The organism is Cryobacterium sp. TmT2-59 (genome assembly GCF_004403545.1).
GTDB lineage: Bacteria > Actinomycetota > Actinomycetes > Actinomycetales > Microbacteriaceae > Cryobacterium > Cryobacterium shii.
Window position 1 is genome coordinate 70,571 of record NZ_SOGM01000088.1, and the last position, 14,824, is coordinate 85,394.

Here is a 14,824-nt window from a genome sequence, read left to right on the forward strand (position 1 = left end):
AGGCCCTCACACGCCATCGCCGTCCAGCTCAGCGCTGCCGAGCGTCGACCCGCCGCCGTCGGGAGCTAATCGTTCGAGGATCTCCGCCGTGACCGGGTTAACCCGCTTCGTGGGCTGAACATAGTAGGTCTCGGTGACCTCCTTCGAAGCGTGGCCGAGCAGTTCTGCGGCGAGGTCTATGGAGGCTGCTTGGTCGATCGTCGTGGCTACGGTCTTGCGGAATGTGTGCGGGGTAATGTCGCTCAGGTCGAGGTCCTCCGCCAGCCCCGCTGACGCGAGCACAGCGCGAAGCTGGCGGCGCAGGTTGTTTGGGGAGATAAAGGTGCCGTTGCGGGTGCTGAAGATCGGGTGATCGTCGGGCACGTTGCCGAGCATCGCGAGCCGTGAGCGAATGGCTTGGGCCGTGTAGCTCGGCACGGCAATGATTCGCCAGTCCTTCGAGTGCTTGACCTGAGGCTGCCGGTACAGACTGTGCCCCCTGCGCTGCACAAGTGTTCCGCTGATCGTGACCTCCGGTGGCGAGACGGTCATGTCGACGTCGCACTTGCGGATCGCCAGCGCTTCGCCGATGCGCGCAGAGGTGCCAAGGATCGTTTCGATGACGTCGGCGAGCTGACCGTCGGGCTTGGGACCGTGCACCTTCTCGCCCGTGCGCCACTTCGCCACGGCGTCGCGCAGCCGCGCAAGTTCGGCGTGGTCGAGACTGCGAATCTCCTTGCGTCCGCGCGGAACGGGCGCGGTATCGCGCACCGGGTTCTTGCCTACCGCGTCGTGCCGCACGGCGAGATCAAAGACCAGCGCGAGCACGATCTTGGCCCGACGGGCGCGCGATGGGTGTTGGGGTGCCAGTGCCTTCAGGAACCGATCGACGCGGCCGACAGTCAGCTCCCGTAGCCGCAACTGACCGAGCGCCGGGAGCACGACCACCTCCAGACTGCGCTCGTAGGCATCGAGCGTCTGCGGAGCCTGCCGTCCGGTAACGCGAACCTCCTCCAGCCAGTAGCTCGCGAGGTCGCGCAGGCTGGTGTTGCGATCCAGGTCACTATCGCCCGCTGTGTCCGCTTGCTCGGCGATCTTCGCTTTGAGCGCATTCGTGGCCTTTGTCTCGCTGGTTGCCGTGGCCTGGATGCGGAGGTAGTCGCCGTCCATGTCGCGGTAGCGCGTGGTGGCCGCATACTTTGACCCGAGCTTTCTCACCGAAATCGACCCATAGGTGCCCAGCGGCTGAACGGGGCGGCTCACGACTGCTCCTCCAGCCAGTCGATCACGTGACTCTCGGGGTAGCGCAGCGCACGCCCCACCTTGACCGCGCGCGGACCGACCTTCTGCGTGCGCCACTCGTAGAGCGTCTTGACCGGCACGCCGAGGTAGTCCGAAAGCTGCTGCACCGTAAGCAGTCGCTCAAGGCGGCTCGGCAGCTCTGCGAAGGGGCGAGGCTCGTTCATACCTCGTAGGTAGGAACGGACTCCCGGCACCACCCGGAGGTCAACGGGGAACACCCCGAAACAACCGGGTGACGAGGCCCGCGGACTGCGGGCCCGTGGGGGTTTTTGACGAGTTTCTGACGACTTGAGTGCCGCTGAGGGTATATGTGAAAACACCTGAGCCCCGTAGTTGTTAGGTAACTACGGGGCTCAGGCCCATTGACTGGTGCACCCCCCCGGACTTGAACCGGGAACCCACTGATTAAGAGTCAGTTGCTCTGCCAATTGAGCTAGAGGTGCGTATTTCTTTTTTATCCGTTCGAGCTATCCCGAACCGACTCGAAAGAGACTAACATCCTGACGCGATCCATGCGAATCGAGCCGCGACCCGGTGTGTCGCGCCAGAATAACTAGGCTGGGGAGCGTGACCGAGCCTCTGATCTACTCCCTCGACGATGACCTTGTCCTTGCGGCCGAACTCGCCGATCTGGCCGATGCGATTTCGCGCGACCGGTTCCACGCGATGGACCTCGTGGTGAGCACCAAACCCGACCGCACGCCCGTGACGGATGCCGACCAGGCGGTCGAGCGCGCCATCCGCACCCACCTGGCCGAGCGGCGCCCGACCGACGGCATCCTGGGCGAGGAGTTCGGCACCGAGGGCTCGACCATCCGGCAGTGGATCATCGACCCCATCGACGGGACGGCAGGCTTCATGCGCGGGATCCCGGTCTGGGGCACGCTGATCTCCCTCGCCATCGACGGCGTCCCCATGCTCGGCATGGTGAGCGCCCCTGCGCTCGGCAAACGCTGGTGGGCACGCACCGGAGGCGGCGCCTGGATGACCGACGAACGCACGCCCGGGGCCGCGCCCGTGCGCCTGCAGGTCTCCGGCGTGACCGAACTCGCGGACGCCTCCCTCAGCTATAACAGCATCCAACAGTGGGATGTCGCCGGTCACCTCGATGCGCTGGTCGCGCTGACCCGGCAGGTCTGGCGCACCCGGGCCTACGGCGACATGTGGTCCTACATGCTCCTCGCCGAAGGCCTGATCGACATCGCCGCCGAGTACGACCTGCAGCCCTACGACATGGCAGCCCTGGCCCCGATCGTGCAGGAGGCCGGCGGCCGCTTCACGTCGGCCGACGGCCGCCCCGGCCCGTGGCACGGCAGCGCGCTGGCCACCAACGGCCTCCTGCACGAGGCGACCCTGCGAGCGCTCCGAAACGCAGTCGCTGGCGGTACCACGGCCGAACCGGCCATCTAGACGGATGGCCGTCGCGCGCCTCCGGCTCGGTGCCCGGCTCATACTGCCGGCCCTGGTGATCGGGACCTTGACCGGATGCAGCATAATCGTCGATATGCTGCCGACGGCTCCCGTCACGGCGGCCCCGCGGACGCTCTCGCCCCTCGCCACCGTGGCCCCGGTCACCGCCCTCCTCGCCGGAGACTGTCTCACCGACTCTGCAGACGAGGCCACCCACGACGACACAGAGGCCACGAAAGAGGATGCGGGTGTGGATGCCGATGTCAGGACCATCCCCGTTCTCCCCTGCTCCGAGACTCACGACTTCGAGGTGTTCGACCGGTTCCCGGTGGCCGGCGAGGCTTTCCCCGGCGACATGGCGGTCACAGCGGCGGCCGAATCGGGCTGCGCGTCCGGGTTCGAGGGCTTCACCGGGATGCCGTATCAGGACTCCTCACTGGACTTGGACTACTTCACTCCGACCGAGCGGAGCTGGGCCGAGCCGGGCGGCCGTAACGTCGTCTGCCTGATCTTCGACCCGTCAGGCGCCGGAACCGGCAGTCTCAAGGGGGCTGAGCGCTGACATCGCTGAGCCGGGCGCGTCACACAGCGGTTATTTGAAATGATAGCTTTGAGTTAAATCCCTCAATGCTTGGAGTCTGCATGCTCTCTACCCAGTCACTGCCCCTGATCGAAGCGACACTGCCCCTGGTTGGGGAGCGCATGCCCGAGATCGCGAAGAACTTTTACGGCCGTATGCTAACCGCCCACCCCGAGCTCTTCGACGGGCTATTCAGCCGCTCGAACCAGAAGAACGGCTCGCAGCAACAGGCCCTGGCCGGCAGCATCGCGGTCTTCGCGACCCATCTGGTGAACAATCCCGAGACGACCCCCGAGGCCATGCTGTCCCGCATCGCCCACAAGCACATCTCCCTCGACATCCAGCCCGAGCAGTACGACATCGTCTACAAGTACCTCTTCGAAGCCATCGCCGACGAACTCAGCGACGTCATCACGGCCGAGATCGCAGGCGCCTGGACCGAGGTCTACTGGCTGATGGCCCACGCCCTGATCAAGATGGAAAAGGGCCTCTACGCCGGACTCGCCAGCGACAAGCCTCTCGCCCCCTGGGTCGTCATCAAGAAGGAAACCGCCGGCACCGACGCCGTCACGTTCACACTAGAGCCGGCCGACGACACCCCCGTCACACCCGCCCTGCCGGGCCAGTACGTCAGCGTCACGGCCACCATGCCCGACGGCATCCGCCAGGTGCGCCAGTACTCGCTGTCGGCCGGTACGGCCACGACCCGCGTCTTCACCACCAAGCTTGACGCTGACGGTGAGGTCTCGCCCGTGTTGCACCGTGACGTGCAGGTCGGCGACACCCTGATCCTCTCCGTGCCGTGCGGTGACATCACCCTGGATCAGGGCACCGGCCCGCTGATTCTTGCCTCGGCCGGAATCGGCTGCACGCCGAGCGCGTCGATCCTGCGTTCCCTGGTCGACACCGGCTCGAAGCGCGAGGTGCTCGTGCTGCACGCCGAGAGCAACCTCGAGCGCTGGGCGCTGCGCGACCAGATGAGCGAGGACATCGCGCTGCTCGAGGCGGCCGAACTGGAACTCTGGCTGGAGATCCCGAGCGAGGGCCACCACGAGGGTTTCATGTCGCTCGAGAACGTGACGATTCCGGAGGATGCCTCGGTCTACCTCTGCGGCCCGCTCCCGTTCATGCGCAGCCTGCGCTCACAGGCGCTGGAGTCCGGCGTGCCGGCCGAGCGCATCCACTACGAGATCTTCGGTCCCGACCTCTGGCTCGCCGGCGTCTAATTCGGGCGTCGCACTCCGCTGACAGGATCGGCCCCAGGGCAGACTTCGAACTGATTCGACCGCCTCAACTTCTTCGTAGCCCCGGACTATTATGTCCGCAAGGCCAGCGAAGGCCACCGAATGCCGCCGGCCTACCAACCCGACGAAACGAGGTGTGCCCGTGTCTGAGACCCTGGACCCCACCGAGGGGCCGTCAACGAACCGCCGCGTATCCCAGAACCGGCGGCGCCTGCGCCTCGCCGCGGTCGTCGCCGTGGTGGCGATCGCCTCGGCGCTGGTGCTCGCGCGTCTTTTTGACGGCGGCGGCGGCGCGGCGAGCGTGCAGGCGGGCAGCTCCTATGTGCCACAGACCCGCACCTACTTCCTCGCCGCCGATGAGGTCGTTTGGAACTATGCCCCGGCTGGGGCCGACCAGATCACCGGCCAACCGTTCGACGCCGCCGCAGCGGTCTTTGTGGAGTCGGGTCCGCAGCGCATCGGCAGCAGTTATCTGAAGTCGCTGTACCGCGAATACACGGATGCGTCCTTCGGCACCCTCAAGCCGCGCGCCGACGCGGACCAGCGCCTGAGCATGCTCGGCCCGGTCATCCGCGGGGTTGTTGAAGACACGATCAAGGTCGTCTTCCGCAACAATCCGGACCGACCGGCGAGCGTGCACACCCACGGCGTCTTCTACAAGAAGAGCAGCGAGGGGGCGCCCTACGACGACGGCACCGAGCCCAGCGACCAGGCGGACGATGCCGTGCCGCCGGGCGGCACCTACACCTATAGCTATGGGGTGCCGGAGCGGGCCGGGCCCATGGACGGCAGCTCGGTGATGTGGATGTACCACTCGCACACGAGCGAGGTCACGGATGACTACGCGGGACTCGTCGGACCGATGGTTATTACGAAGGTGGGTGCCGCCCGTCCCGACGGGACCCCGCGCGACGTGGACCGGGAGTTCTTCCTCCAGTTCAAGGTCAGCGACGAGAAACAGAGCCCCCATCTGGCCTGTAACATCGCCAATTTCACCGGGGACCCGGCATCCGTCGACCCGGAGGACCCGGAATTCGGGGAGAGCAACCTGATGCATTCGATCAACGGCTACGTCTTCGGCAACCAGCCGATTGACTCGCTGACCATGAAGAAGGGCGAGCGGGTGCGCTGGTACGTGATGGGGATGGGCACCGAGGTCGACCTTCACACGCCGCACTGGCACGGCAACACGGTCACCGCACTCGGGATGCGCACGGACGTCGTGAGCCTCCTGCCGGCCAGCATGATGGTAGCCGACATGGTTCCCGACGACGCCGGCACCTGGCTGTTCCATTGCCACGTGAACGACCACATCACCGCGGGCATGTTGACCCGCTATCGGGTGCTCCCCCGGTAGCGAGGGGCTCGCCCGGCGTCACGCCGACCGGACTCGGCCGACGTCACGGCTCGTCGTCCCATTCGGTTCCCTCGAGGTCGCCGCGCAGGGTTCCGGTGGCCTCGTCGACGGCCTCCCCGACGGTGACGGCGAACCGTTCCGGCGGGAACCGCCCGCTCAGCCCGTAGTCGCGCAGGTGGTCTTTCACCGGCCCCTTCATCTCGGCGAAGATCAGGGTGATCCCGCGCGAGGTGAGGAAGTCGTCGAGTTCGAGCAGCTCCTCGACGGCGGTCGTGTCGATGTCGGTGATGGGCTCGGCCGCGAGGATGACCGTTCGCACATCGCTGCCCGCCCGAGTGACCAGGCGACGCACGTAGTCGTCGAAGATGCCGCCGTTGGCGAAGAACAGCGGGGCGTCGAAGCGCACGATGACGATGCCCGGCAGCCGCTCGCCCTCCGGATGCCGCGACAGGTCGTGGTATCCGCGCAGGCCACGGATGCGACCGAGCTCGGCCCGGTAGGGGCGCCAGGCATAGCTGACGAATGCCCCGAGCGACAAGACGATCGCCACACCGATGCCCTCGATCACGCCCACCACCAGGACCCCCAGGAAGGACGCGAGCGAGAGGGCGGCATCCACTTTGTTCATCCGCACCAGCGCGATGAATCCCCTCAGGTCGACCAGCCCGGCGGCGGCGATGATGACGACCGCGGCGATGGTGGCCGACGGGAGGAAATCGGTCAGCGCCGGGGCGAGCACCATGAACACCACGATCAGCACGGCACCGACGATGCCGGTGAGCTGACTGCGGGACCCCGCGCTCTCCGCGACGGGTGTGCGCGACGAGGACGCTGACACGGGGAAGCCGCCCAGCAGGCCGCCCGCGATGTTCGACACCCCGATCGCCGCCATCTCCTGGCTGCCGTCGACGTTCTCTCCGCGGCGCGCCGCAAACGTGCGCGACAGCACGGCCGTGTCGGCGAACGCGATCAGGGCGACGCCCAGGGCGGGGAGGGCCAGCGCCGCCACATCGGCCCAGACCAGACCGCCGAGGGCCGGGGCAGGCAGCCCCTGCGGCATCGCCCCGACCACCGGGAGCGTGTCCTGCAGCCCCAGCACGGCCGTCAGGACCGTCGCCGCGACCACGGCCACGAGCACACCGGGAATGCGCGACTTTCCCCAGGACAGCCCGACGATGATGAGGAGCGACCCGAGCCCGAACAGGAGGGCCGTCACGTCGACCCGCCCATCCAGAACACCGGTGACGATGGCCGTGACGTCTCCCAGCGGCGTAGCCGAGTCGATGGAGAAACCCAGGAACGCGGGCAGTTGCGACAGGATCACCAGGATGGCCAGCGCATTGAGGTAGCCGACCCGGATCGGCTTGGAGAGAAGGTCGGTCACGAAGCCGAGGCGCAGCACCCCGCCGAGGGCCAGAATCACGCCGACCATGATCGCCAGGAGCCCGGCCAACGCGACCGCGCGCGCGTCATCGCCGACGGCCAGGGGAAGCACCACCGCCGCGATGATCGGCGCCAGCGCGGAATCAGGCCCGAGGACCAGCACCCGCGACGGTCCGAACAGGGCGTACGCGAGCAGGGGGATGATCGTGGCGTACAACCCGGTTTCGGGCGGGAGGCCGGCCACCTCGGCATAGCCGATTCCGACCGGGATCAGCAGCGCGGTCAGCACGACTCCTGCTCGTAGGTCGGGCAACAGCCACGCGCGGCGGTAGGTCAGCGCGGTGTCGACTCCCGGCACCCACCTCCGCAGCCAGGTCGCAGTCATCCAGTTCCCTTCCCGGCCCCATCTTGCTGCATCCGATGTCGGTTGTGTGTCGCGAAACAGGGAAAGGGCCCGAACAACGAAAGGCCCGAACCTTGGGGTTCGGGCCTTTCGACTCACAGGTGTGACAGGAACCGGTGGTGGAGATGGGGGGAATTGAACCCCCGTCCACTGCTGTGGTCATATGCCTTCTACGGGTGTATCCAGTGAAATCGTTCTACTCGGCTCCGGAATTTGCCACTGGCATCTAATCCGACAAGCCCAGCCCTCGTTCAAGTCCCCCTACACCCCGCGGCTCAGAGTAGGAGCAATCTCTCTAAATGACGTCAGGATCCGGGTAGAGAGCATTCCCGGCCTGGCGGACTTCTTAGTGCGCTCGCTTAGGCAGCGAGGGCGAAGTCAGTGCGGTTTGATTTGGCACTTATTGTTTTGCAGAGATCGTTTACGAGATAACCCTGCATCCTCGACCCGCTTCTCATAATTGCGCAGGCAATGTCGAAACCGATCATCCCCCTGTGCACTCACTGCCGCCGTGGCGGCATTCAAGTGGGTTCCTGTCACACGCTGTTGAGTTTTCAATCTGCACGGCGCGACCAGATCGGCCGCTTCGTACAGCCCCTTAGCTTACAACACACCAGGGGCGGATGGCTAGTCGCCGAGGTTCTTGCGGGCGGAGATGGCCCGGTCGGACTCGCGCTTGTCCTGGCGCTCGCGCAACGTCTGGCGCTTGTCGTATTCCTTCTTGCCCTTGGCGACCGCGATCTCGACCTTGGCCTTGCCGTTCTTGAAGTACAAGCGCAGCGGCACGAGCGTGTAGCCGCCCTCTTTGGTCTTGTGGCTGATCTTGATGATCTCCTGCTTATGCATCAGGAGTTTGCGCTTGCGGCGGGGCGGGTGGTTGGTCCAGGTGCCGGCGACGTACTCCTGGATGTGCACGGCGTCGAGCCAGATCTCGCCGTTCTCGATGAAGGCGTAGCCGTCCACGAGCGAGGCCCGACCGGCCCGGAGGGACTTCACTTCGGTGCCGCTGAGCACCATCCCGGCCTCGTAGGTCTCCTCGATGAGGTAATCGTGGCGTGCCTTGCGATTGGTCGAGACGACCTTCTCGCCTATTTCCCTGGGCACGGACTTGCTCCTCAACTCGGTGTGTTTGCTCGGACGCGATACCGACCAGCCCATCAGTCTAGCGGGCTCACGGATGCCGGCCGCGGGTCAGACCTTCAGATACCGGGTAATGGCGAAGTTGGCCGAGAACGCCGCCAGCACGGCGCCGACCAGGAGCAGGATCGGAACCACCACCAGGGCGTCGTCGACCCCGACCAGCGAAAAGCTGGTCAGCCGGTCGCCCAGATAACCCTGAACGAACCAGAGCACGATTGCCATAACTGCGCCTCCCGCCAGCAGGGAGCCGAGGAGTGCGGCGAACACGCCTTCCAGGATGAACGGCGTTTGGATGAACCGGTTGGATGCCCCGACCAGCCTCATAATGCCCAGCTCCCTCCGCCGGGAGAACGCCGACAGGCGAATGGTGGTCGCGATCAGCAGGGCCGCCGCCACAAGCATCAGCGAGGCGATCCCGATCGCGGTGTAACTGGCCACATTCAGCACGGCGAAGATCTGATCCAGGTACTTGCGCTGGTCGGCCACGTTCTCGACCCCCGATACCCCGGACAAGCTCTCGACGAGAACGTCGGACTGCGAGGGGTCCTTCAGGTTCACCCAGAACGTCTGGTTCAACTGGTCGGGGGTGACGTAGTCTGCCACCGGGTTGCCCGAGAACTGCTTCTTGAAGTTCTCGAACGCCTGGTCGTGGGTCTCGAAGTAGTACTTGTCGATGAACGGTGCCAGGGTGGGCGATTCGAGCTGAGCCGTGACCGTGTCGATCTGTTCCTGCGTCGCCTCACCGGCGGTGCAGGTTTCACCGGGCGAGATCGCGGTGCACATGTAGATACCCACCTGCGCGCGGTCGTACCAGAAGTTCTTCATCTGGCCGATCTGCATCTGCATCAGCACGGCGACACCGACGAAGGTCAGCGAGATGAACGTCACGAGCACGACGGATACAACCATGGAGGCGTTGCGGCGCAGGCCGTTGGCGGCTTCGGAGAGCACGAGTCCGAGTCTCATCGGGTGGGCCCTACATTCTGTTCGCCGGTCTGGTCCGGTTTCTCACCCGGAGCGCGCAGCCCGAGCTTCTCGGCCAGGGTCAGTTGCTCCGGCACGTCGTGCTGGGTGGTCGAGAGCGCGGGGCGGGTCATGGCGGGGCCCCCGTCCGCGGCATCCGTCCCAGTGCCCTGTGCGGTGTCGTTGCTGGAATCGGTGCTCTGCACCGGGTGCGCCTGCGTGCCGGTCCTGCCTCTGTCGGCGGCAGCGAGAACGGCCTGGCGGGCGGCCTCTCTGGCCTCGACCAGGGGAACCGGAACCGGTGCGAAGAAGCGGGGCGGCTGGGCGGCGCGCACGGTCGCGGGTTCGGCCACCGGCTCCGTCGCCGGCTCGGCGGGCGATCCGCCGGGCGGCAGGACGGCCGGTTCGGCAGCGGCGGGGTGCACGAGCGGCGCGGACGCCGCGGGTGCGAAGACGGATGCCGCGGGTGCGGACCGGCGTCCGGTGCCGGCCATGACGGTGGGGATGGCCGAGGTGGCGTAGCCGCCCTGACGCTCGTCGCGCACGATCTTGCCGGCCGCCAGCTCGATCACGCGGCGCTGCATCTGGTCGACGATCCCGGCCTCGTGCGTGGCCATGACCACGGTGGTGCCGCCGGCGTTGATGCGTTCCAGCAGCGCCATGATGCCGGCGCTGGTGGTGGGGTCGAGGTTTCCGGTGGGCTCGTCGGCGAGCAGAACCTGCGGCTTGTTGACGATGGCCCGCGCAATCGCCACCCGCTGCTGTTCACCACCGGAGAGCTCGTGCGGCAAGCGCTGGGCCTTCTCGGCCAGACCGACCATCTCCAGGGTGTCGGGCACGGCTTCCTGGATGTAACCACGGGACTTGCCGATGACCTGCAGGCTGAAGGCCACGTTGTCGAACACGCTCTTGTTGGGCAGCAGGCGGAAGTCCTGGAAGACGACTCCGAGGTTGCGGCGGAAGTATGGCACCTTGCGGTTCGAGATCGACCGGAGGTCCTGCCCGAGCACGTGGATGCTGCCGCTGGTGGGTTTGTCCTCCTTCAGCACGAGGCGCAGGCAGGTTGACTTGCCCGAGCCGGACGCGCCGACAAGGAAGACGAACTCACCACGCAGAATCTCGACACTGATGGCGTCCAGGGCGGGTCGGTTCGTTCCCGGATATTGCTTGGTGATGGTGTCAAAACGGATCATGGCCCTTTGAGCCTAAGCAGCCATCCTGAGATTTCTCACAGCGACATACCTATTGCGACAACAGGTGGCGCGACGGAAGAGAGGCTCGCTAGTCCTGCGGAGCCTGTTTGCGCCAGCGGATTCCGGCAGCGATGAAGCCGTCGAGGTCGCCGTCGAAGACCTGGCTGGGGTTGTTGACCTCGTAGTTGGTGCGCAGGTCCTTCACCATTTGGTAGGGCGCGAGCACGTAGCTGCGCATCTGGTCGCCCCAGCTCGCGGTGATGACGCCGGCCAGTTCCTTCTTCGTTGCCGCCTCCTGCTCGCGCTGCAGCAGGAGCAGCCTGGACTGGAGCACGCGCATGGCGGCGGCCCGGTTCTGGATCTGGCTCTTCTCGTTCTGGCAGCTCACGACCGTGCCCGTGGGCAGGTGGGTGATCCGCACGGCGGAGTCGGTGGTGTTCACCGACTGGCCGCCGGGGCCGCTGGAGCGGAAGACATCGACCCGGATGTCGTTCTCGGGCACCTCGATCGATTCGGTCTGCTCGATCAACGGGACCACCTCGACGGCGGCGAACGAGGTCTGGCGTTTGCCGGCCGAGTTGAAGGGGCTCATCCGCACCAGGCGGTGCGTTCCGGCCTCGACGCTCAGGGTGCCGAACGCGTACGGGGCATCCACCTGGATCGTCGCGGACTTGATGCCGGCCTCTTCGGCGTAACCCACGTCGAGCACCTGCACCGGGTAGTCGTGCTGCTCGGCCCAGCGCAGGTACATGCGCAGCAGCATCTCGGCGAAGTCCGCCGCATCCACCCCGCCGGCCCCCGAACGGATGGTGATGACGGCCGGGCGGATGTCGAACTCGCCGTTGAGCAGGGTGTGCACCTCGAGCTCGCCCAGCACTTTCTGCAGGCTCGCCAGCTCGGCCGTGGCCTCGTCGGCGGATTCCTGGTCACCTTCGGCGTTGGCCAGTTCGACCAGCACCTCGAGGTCGTCGAGGCGGCTCTCGATGCTCACGATTCGGGCGAGCTCCGACTGGCGGTGGCTGAGCTCGCTGGTCACCTTCTGGGCGTGCGCGGAGTCATCCCACAGGTCGGGCGCTCCCGCCTGTTCGTTCAGGTCGGCGATATCCGTGCGGAGTCGATCAATGTCGATCACCGACCGGATGTCGCCGAACGTGGCCCGCATCGCGGCGATCTGCTCCGAAAAGTCCAGCTCAATCATGTCAAACCCCAGCCTACCGGGCGGGTTGACGGAGCGCGGGCTGAAGCACCCGGGCTGAAGTAGCATCGAGGAGCCATGAGTATCGCCGAGCGCCCCTTCAGCCTCCGCTCCGTCGCACTCGCGGCGTTCCTGCCGACCCTGCTGTTCTCGATCGGCGAGGGCGCCATCATCCCGCTGATCCCGATCGTGGCCAACGACCTGGGCGCCTCCCTCGCGGTCGCCGGGTTCATCGCGGCCATGATCATGGTGGGCGAACTCGTCGGCGACATCCCGAGCGGGTGGGTGGTGTCCCGCATCGGCGAGCGCAACGCGATGATCTGGGCCGCCATGCTCGCGGTCATCGCCGTGTTGATCTGCATAGCAGCCCCGAACCCGTGGGTGCTGGGGATCGGGATCTTCCTGATCGGCCTGGCCACCGCCGTCTTCGCGCTGGCGCGCCACGCCTTCATGACCAGCTACGTGCCGCTGGCCTTCCGGGCCAGGGCGCTGTCGACCCTCGGCGGCATTTTCCGGGCCGGCTGGTTCGTCGGCCCGTTCATCGCGGCCGGACTCATCCGTCTGACCGGGGGCACGGAGGCCGTCTTCTGGGTGTTCGTGGTCTGCTGTCTCGGCGCGGCCACCATGCTCCTCCTCCTGCCTGACCCCGCAAGCACCTTCGGTGGCCCCGAACTGGCCAGAGCACCGGATGGCACGGTGCATCCGGCCGGCCAGGAGCTCGCGGCCGAGGAATCACAGGGACTGTTCCGCACCATCTGGGGTTACCGGGCCGTTCTCCTGAGGCTGGGCACGGGCGCGGGCCTGATCGGGGCCATGCGGGCGTCCCGCACCGTGCTCCTCCCGCTCTGGGCGGTCAGCATCGGCATCAGCGTGCCCGACATCGCCCTGATCATCGGCATCGCGGGTGCGGTCGACTTCGCCCTGTTCTACGCCAGCGGCCAGATCATGGACCGTTTCGGCCGGATGTGGACCGCTCTCCCGTCGATGATCGGGCTGGGAGCCGGGCACCTCATCCTCGCGTTCACGCACGACCTGCCGACCAACGTGGAGTGGTTCATCGCGGTGGCGATGATCCTGGCTCTGGCGAACGGGATCGGCAGCGGGCTGCTGATGACCCTGGGCGCCGACCTCGCCCCGAAGAACACCAGCCCGGCACCGTTCCTCGGCGCCTGGCGGTTCACCGCCGACCTGGGCGGCGCCGTCGCCCCCCTGGCCGTGGCCGGCCTGACCGCGGTGGCGACCGTGTCGCTGGCCAGCGGCGTGATGGGCGTGTTCGGGCTGTTCGGCGCCGTGATCCTCGGGCGCTACATCCCCCGCTACGCGCCGCGCCGGCCGCGACCGCGCCCCTGATCCGCACCGGGCGAACGGCCGAGGGAATGCGGGTCGGCCCGGTGGCGTTTAATGGTCGTATGCCCCTCATCGGAGAATACGAGCCCGGCACCCAGCAGTGGGTGCGCGACCAGGTCGACCTGTACGAAAGCTCCGGCGGCACGCAGGGCACCACGTTGCGCGGGATGCCCGTCATCGTGCTCACCACCCTCGGCGCGAAGTCGGGCAAGTTGCGCAAGACCCCACTGATGCGCGTGGAACACGAAGGCGCCTATGCCGCCATCGCCTCCCTCGGCGGCAGCCCGAAGAACCCCATCTGGTACGGCAACGTGCTGGCCCACCCGCACGTGGAGCTGCAGGACGGCCCGCACCGCCAGGACATGCTGGCACGCGAGGTCACCGGCACCGAACGCGCGAAGTGGTGGGAGCGGGCCGTGGCCGCGTTCCCCGACTACGCCGCCTACGAGAAGAAGACGAACCGGGTCATCCCGGTGTTCGTGCTCGAGCCCGTTCCCGTCGCCGCCTCGGCCGCCTCGGCCGCCGCCGCCTCCTCCGCCGCCTCCTGACGGTGGCGCGCGCGCAAACCCGGGGCCCGCAACTCGACCGCATCGTGCTGACCGGACTGACGGATGCCGACGGTGGCGACCTCCGCGCCGGTGACAGCCGGGAAGCGGAACGATTCACCGGCTGCGACCTGTCCGGCAGGGACCTGACCGGCATCGGTTTCCAGGAGTGCGAGCTGCGCGGAGTCTCCCTCAGCGATTCGCAGCTGCGCGGGGCATCCGTCGCCGACTGCGTGGCCGGAGAGCTGCACGCAGCCGTCTTCAGCGCGCCCCGCTCCAGTTGGCGGGGCGTTTCGGTCGAGCACTCCCGGCTCGGCTCGGTCGAGCTCTACGAGGCCACCCTGCGCTCCGTTCAGATCGACGGGTCAAAGCTCGATTTCGTGAACCTGCGCGGCGCGACACTCACCGACGTACTGCTCTCTAACTGCATTATCGAAGAGCTCGACCTGGGCGGGGCCACCGTGCAGCGCCTGGAACTGCGCGACTGCCGCATCGGCACCCTCGACGTGACGCGCGCGACGCTCAAGGACGTGGACCTGCGCTCGAGCGATTTCAGCGCCGTCCACGGGCTCGAGGGGCTGCGCGGCGCAACGATCGACGACGCACAGCTGAGCCTGCTGGCGCCGCTGCTCGCCGCCCACCTGGGCATCATCGTCACCTAGCCGTCCCCTGCCCTAGGAGCGTGTGTCAGTAACGCCTATTCGAAGTTGATGCGACGAGATCCGGGCCGATTTGGCCGCAGCGGGCGGGGCGTTGCTGTGGCGGTCGTCGTGGACTTCAGAG

General features: G+C 66.8%; 14 protein-coding genes, 1 tRNA gene and 1 other RNA gene. 7 read left to right on the forward strand and 9 right to left on the reverse strand.

Translation table 11 applies throughout. The features are described from left to right. Window positions 1-6: 6 nt before the first annotated feature. From E3T24_RS14045 to E3T24_RS14055, 3 genes are all read right to left on the reverse strand, one after another. On the reverse strand, window positions 7-1,242 hold the full coding sequence (locus E3T24_RS14045; RefSeq protein ID WP_134434757.1) for a tyrosine-type recombinase/integrase: 1,236 nt from the start codon (window positions 1,240-1,242) through the stop codon (window positions 7-9). After that, window positions 1,239-1,445, reverse strand: a complete 207-nt coding sequence (locus E3T24_RS14050; protein WP_134434758.1) for a helix-turn-helix domain-containing protein — start codon at window positions 1,443-1,445, stop codon at window positions 1,239-1,241. Before E3T24_RS14050 ends, E3T24_RS14045 begins: the two co-directional genes overlap by 4 nt. Before the next feature lie 203 nt (window positions 1,446-1,648). Next, window positions 1,649-1,724 (reverse strand) — tRNA-Lys (locus E3T24_RS14055). A 124-nt stretch (window positions 1,725-1,848) separates the two neighbouring features. On the opposite strand from E3T24_RS14055, the gene hisN reads away from it, so the two are divergent. From hisN to E3T24_RS14075, 4 genes are all read left to right on the forward strand, one after another. Next, on the forward strand, window positions 1,849-2,691 hold the full coding sequence (gene hisN, locus E3T24_RS14060; protein WP_134365122.1) for a histidinol-phosphatase: 843 nt from the start codon (window positions 1,849-1,851) through the stop codon (window positions 2,689-2,691). Between the two features lie 4 nt (window positions 2,692-2,695). After that, complete coding sequence (locus E3T24_RS14065) at window positions 2,696-3,253, forward strand: hypothetical protein (RefSeq protein ID WP_134434759.1); 558 nt, start codon at window positions 2,696-2,698, stop codon at window positions 3,251-3,253. Window positions 3,254-3,333: 80 nt separating this feature from the next. Further along, window positions 3,334-4,497, forward strand: a complete 1,164-nt coding sequence (locus E3T24_RS14070) for a globin domain-containing protein (protein WP_134365124.1) — start codon at window positions 3,334-3,336, stop codon at window positions 4,495-4,497. Between the two features lie 160 nt (window positions 4,498-4,657). Beyond that, window positions 4,658-5,872: a multicopper oxidase domain-containing protein gene (locus tag E3T24_RS14075; RefSeq protein ID WP_198419680.1), complete on the forward strand. Its 1,215-nt coding sequence runs from the start codon at window positions 4,658-4,660 to the stop codon at window positions 5,870-5,872. A 43-nt stretch (window positions 5,873-5,915) separates the two neighbouring features. Here E3T24_RS14075 and E3T24_RS14080 read toward each other — a convergent pair whose 3' ends face one another. From E3T24_RS14080 to prfB, 6 genes are all read right to left on the reverse strand, one after another. Then, window positions 5,916-7,640, reverse strand: coding sequence for a SulP family inorganic anion transporter (locus tag E3T24_RS14080; RefSeq protein WP_134365126.1), 1,725 nt, complete (start codon window positions 7,638-7,640; stop codon window positions 5,916-5,918). Window positions 7,641-7,775: 135 nt separating this feature from the next. Beyond that, window positions 7,776-8,150: a transfer-messenger RNA gene (ssrA, locus tag E3T24_RS14085) on the reverse strand. Between the two features lie 135 nt (window positions 8,151-8,285). Beyond that, a complete protein-coding gene (gene smpB, locus E3T24_RS14090; protein WP_104193627.1) occupies window positions 8,286-8,762 on the reverse strand; it encodes an SsrA-binding protein SmpB in 477 nt (158 codons plus the stop codon). Between the two features lie 87 nt (window positions 8,763-8,849). Next, window positions 8,850-9,764, reverse strand: coding sequence for a permease-like cell division protein FtsX (gene ftsX / locus E3T24_RS14095; RefSeq protein ID WP_134365127.1), 915 nt, complete (start codon window positions 9,762-9,764; stop codon window positions 8,850-8,852). Then, on the reverse strand, window positions 9,761-10,954 hold the full coding sequence (gene ftsE, locus E3T24_RS14100) for a cell division ATP-binding protein FtsE (RefSeq protein WP_134402403.1): 1,194 nt from the start codon (window positions 10,952-10,954) through the stop codon (window positions 9,761-9,763). The genes ftsX and ftsE overlap by 4 nt, the downstream gene beginning before the upstream one ends. A gap of 88 nt (window positions 10,955-11,042) precedes the next feature. Continuing rightward, entirely contained in the window at window positions 11,043-12,152 is a 1,110-nt protein-coding gene (gene prfB, locus E3T24_RS14105) for a peptide chain release factor 2 (RefSeq protein WP_134365129.1), read from the reverse strand. A gap of 75 nt (window positions 12,153-12,227) precedes the next feature. Here prfB and E3T24_RS14110 point away from each other — a divergent pair, with 75 nt between their 5' ends. Genes E3T24_RS14110 through E3T24_RS14120 form a run of 3 tightly spaced genes read left to right on the forward strand, consistent with a single transcriptional unit; the run spans window position 12,228 to window position 14,703 of the window. Beyond that, entirely contained in the window at window positions 12,228-13,499 is a 1,272-nt protein-coding gene (locus E3T24_RS14110) for an MFS transporter (RefSeq protein WP_134365130.1), read from the forward strand. A 59-nt stretch (window positions 13,500-13,558) separates the two neighbouring features. After that, window positions 13,559-14,044, forward strand: a complete 486-nt coding sequence (locus E3T24_RS14115; protein WP_134365131.1) for a nitroreductase family deazaflavin-dependent oxidoreductase — start codon at window positions 13,559-13,561, stop codon at window positions 14,042-14,044. Between the two features lie 2 nt (window positions 14,045-14,046). Further along, a complete protein-coding gene (locus E3T24_RS14120; protein WP_134365132.1) occupies window positions 14,047-14,703 on the forward strand; it encodes a pentapeptide repeat-containing protein in 657 nt (218 codons plus the stop codon). Window positions 14,704-14,824 lie beyond the last annotated feature (121 nt).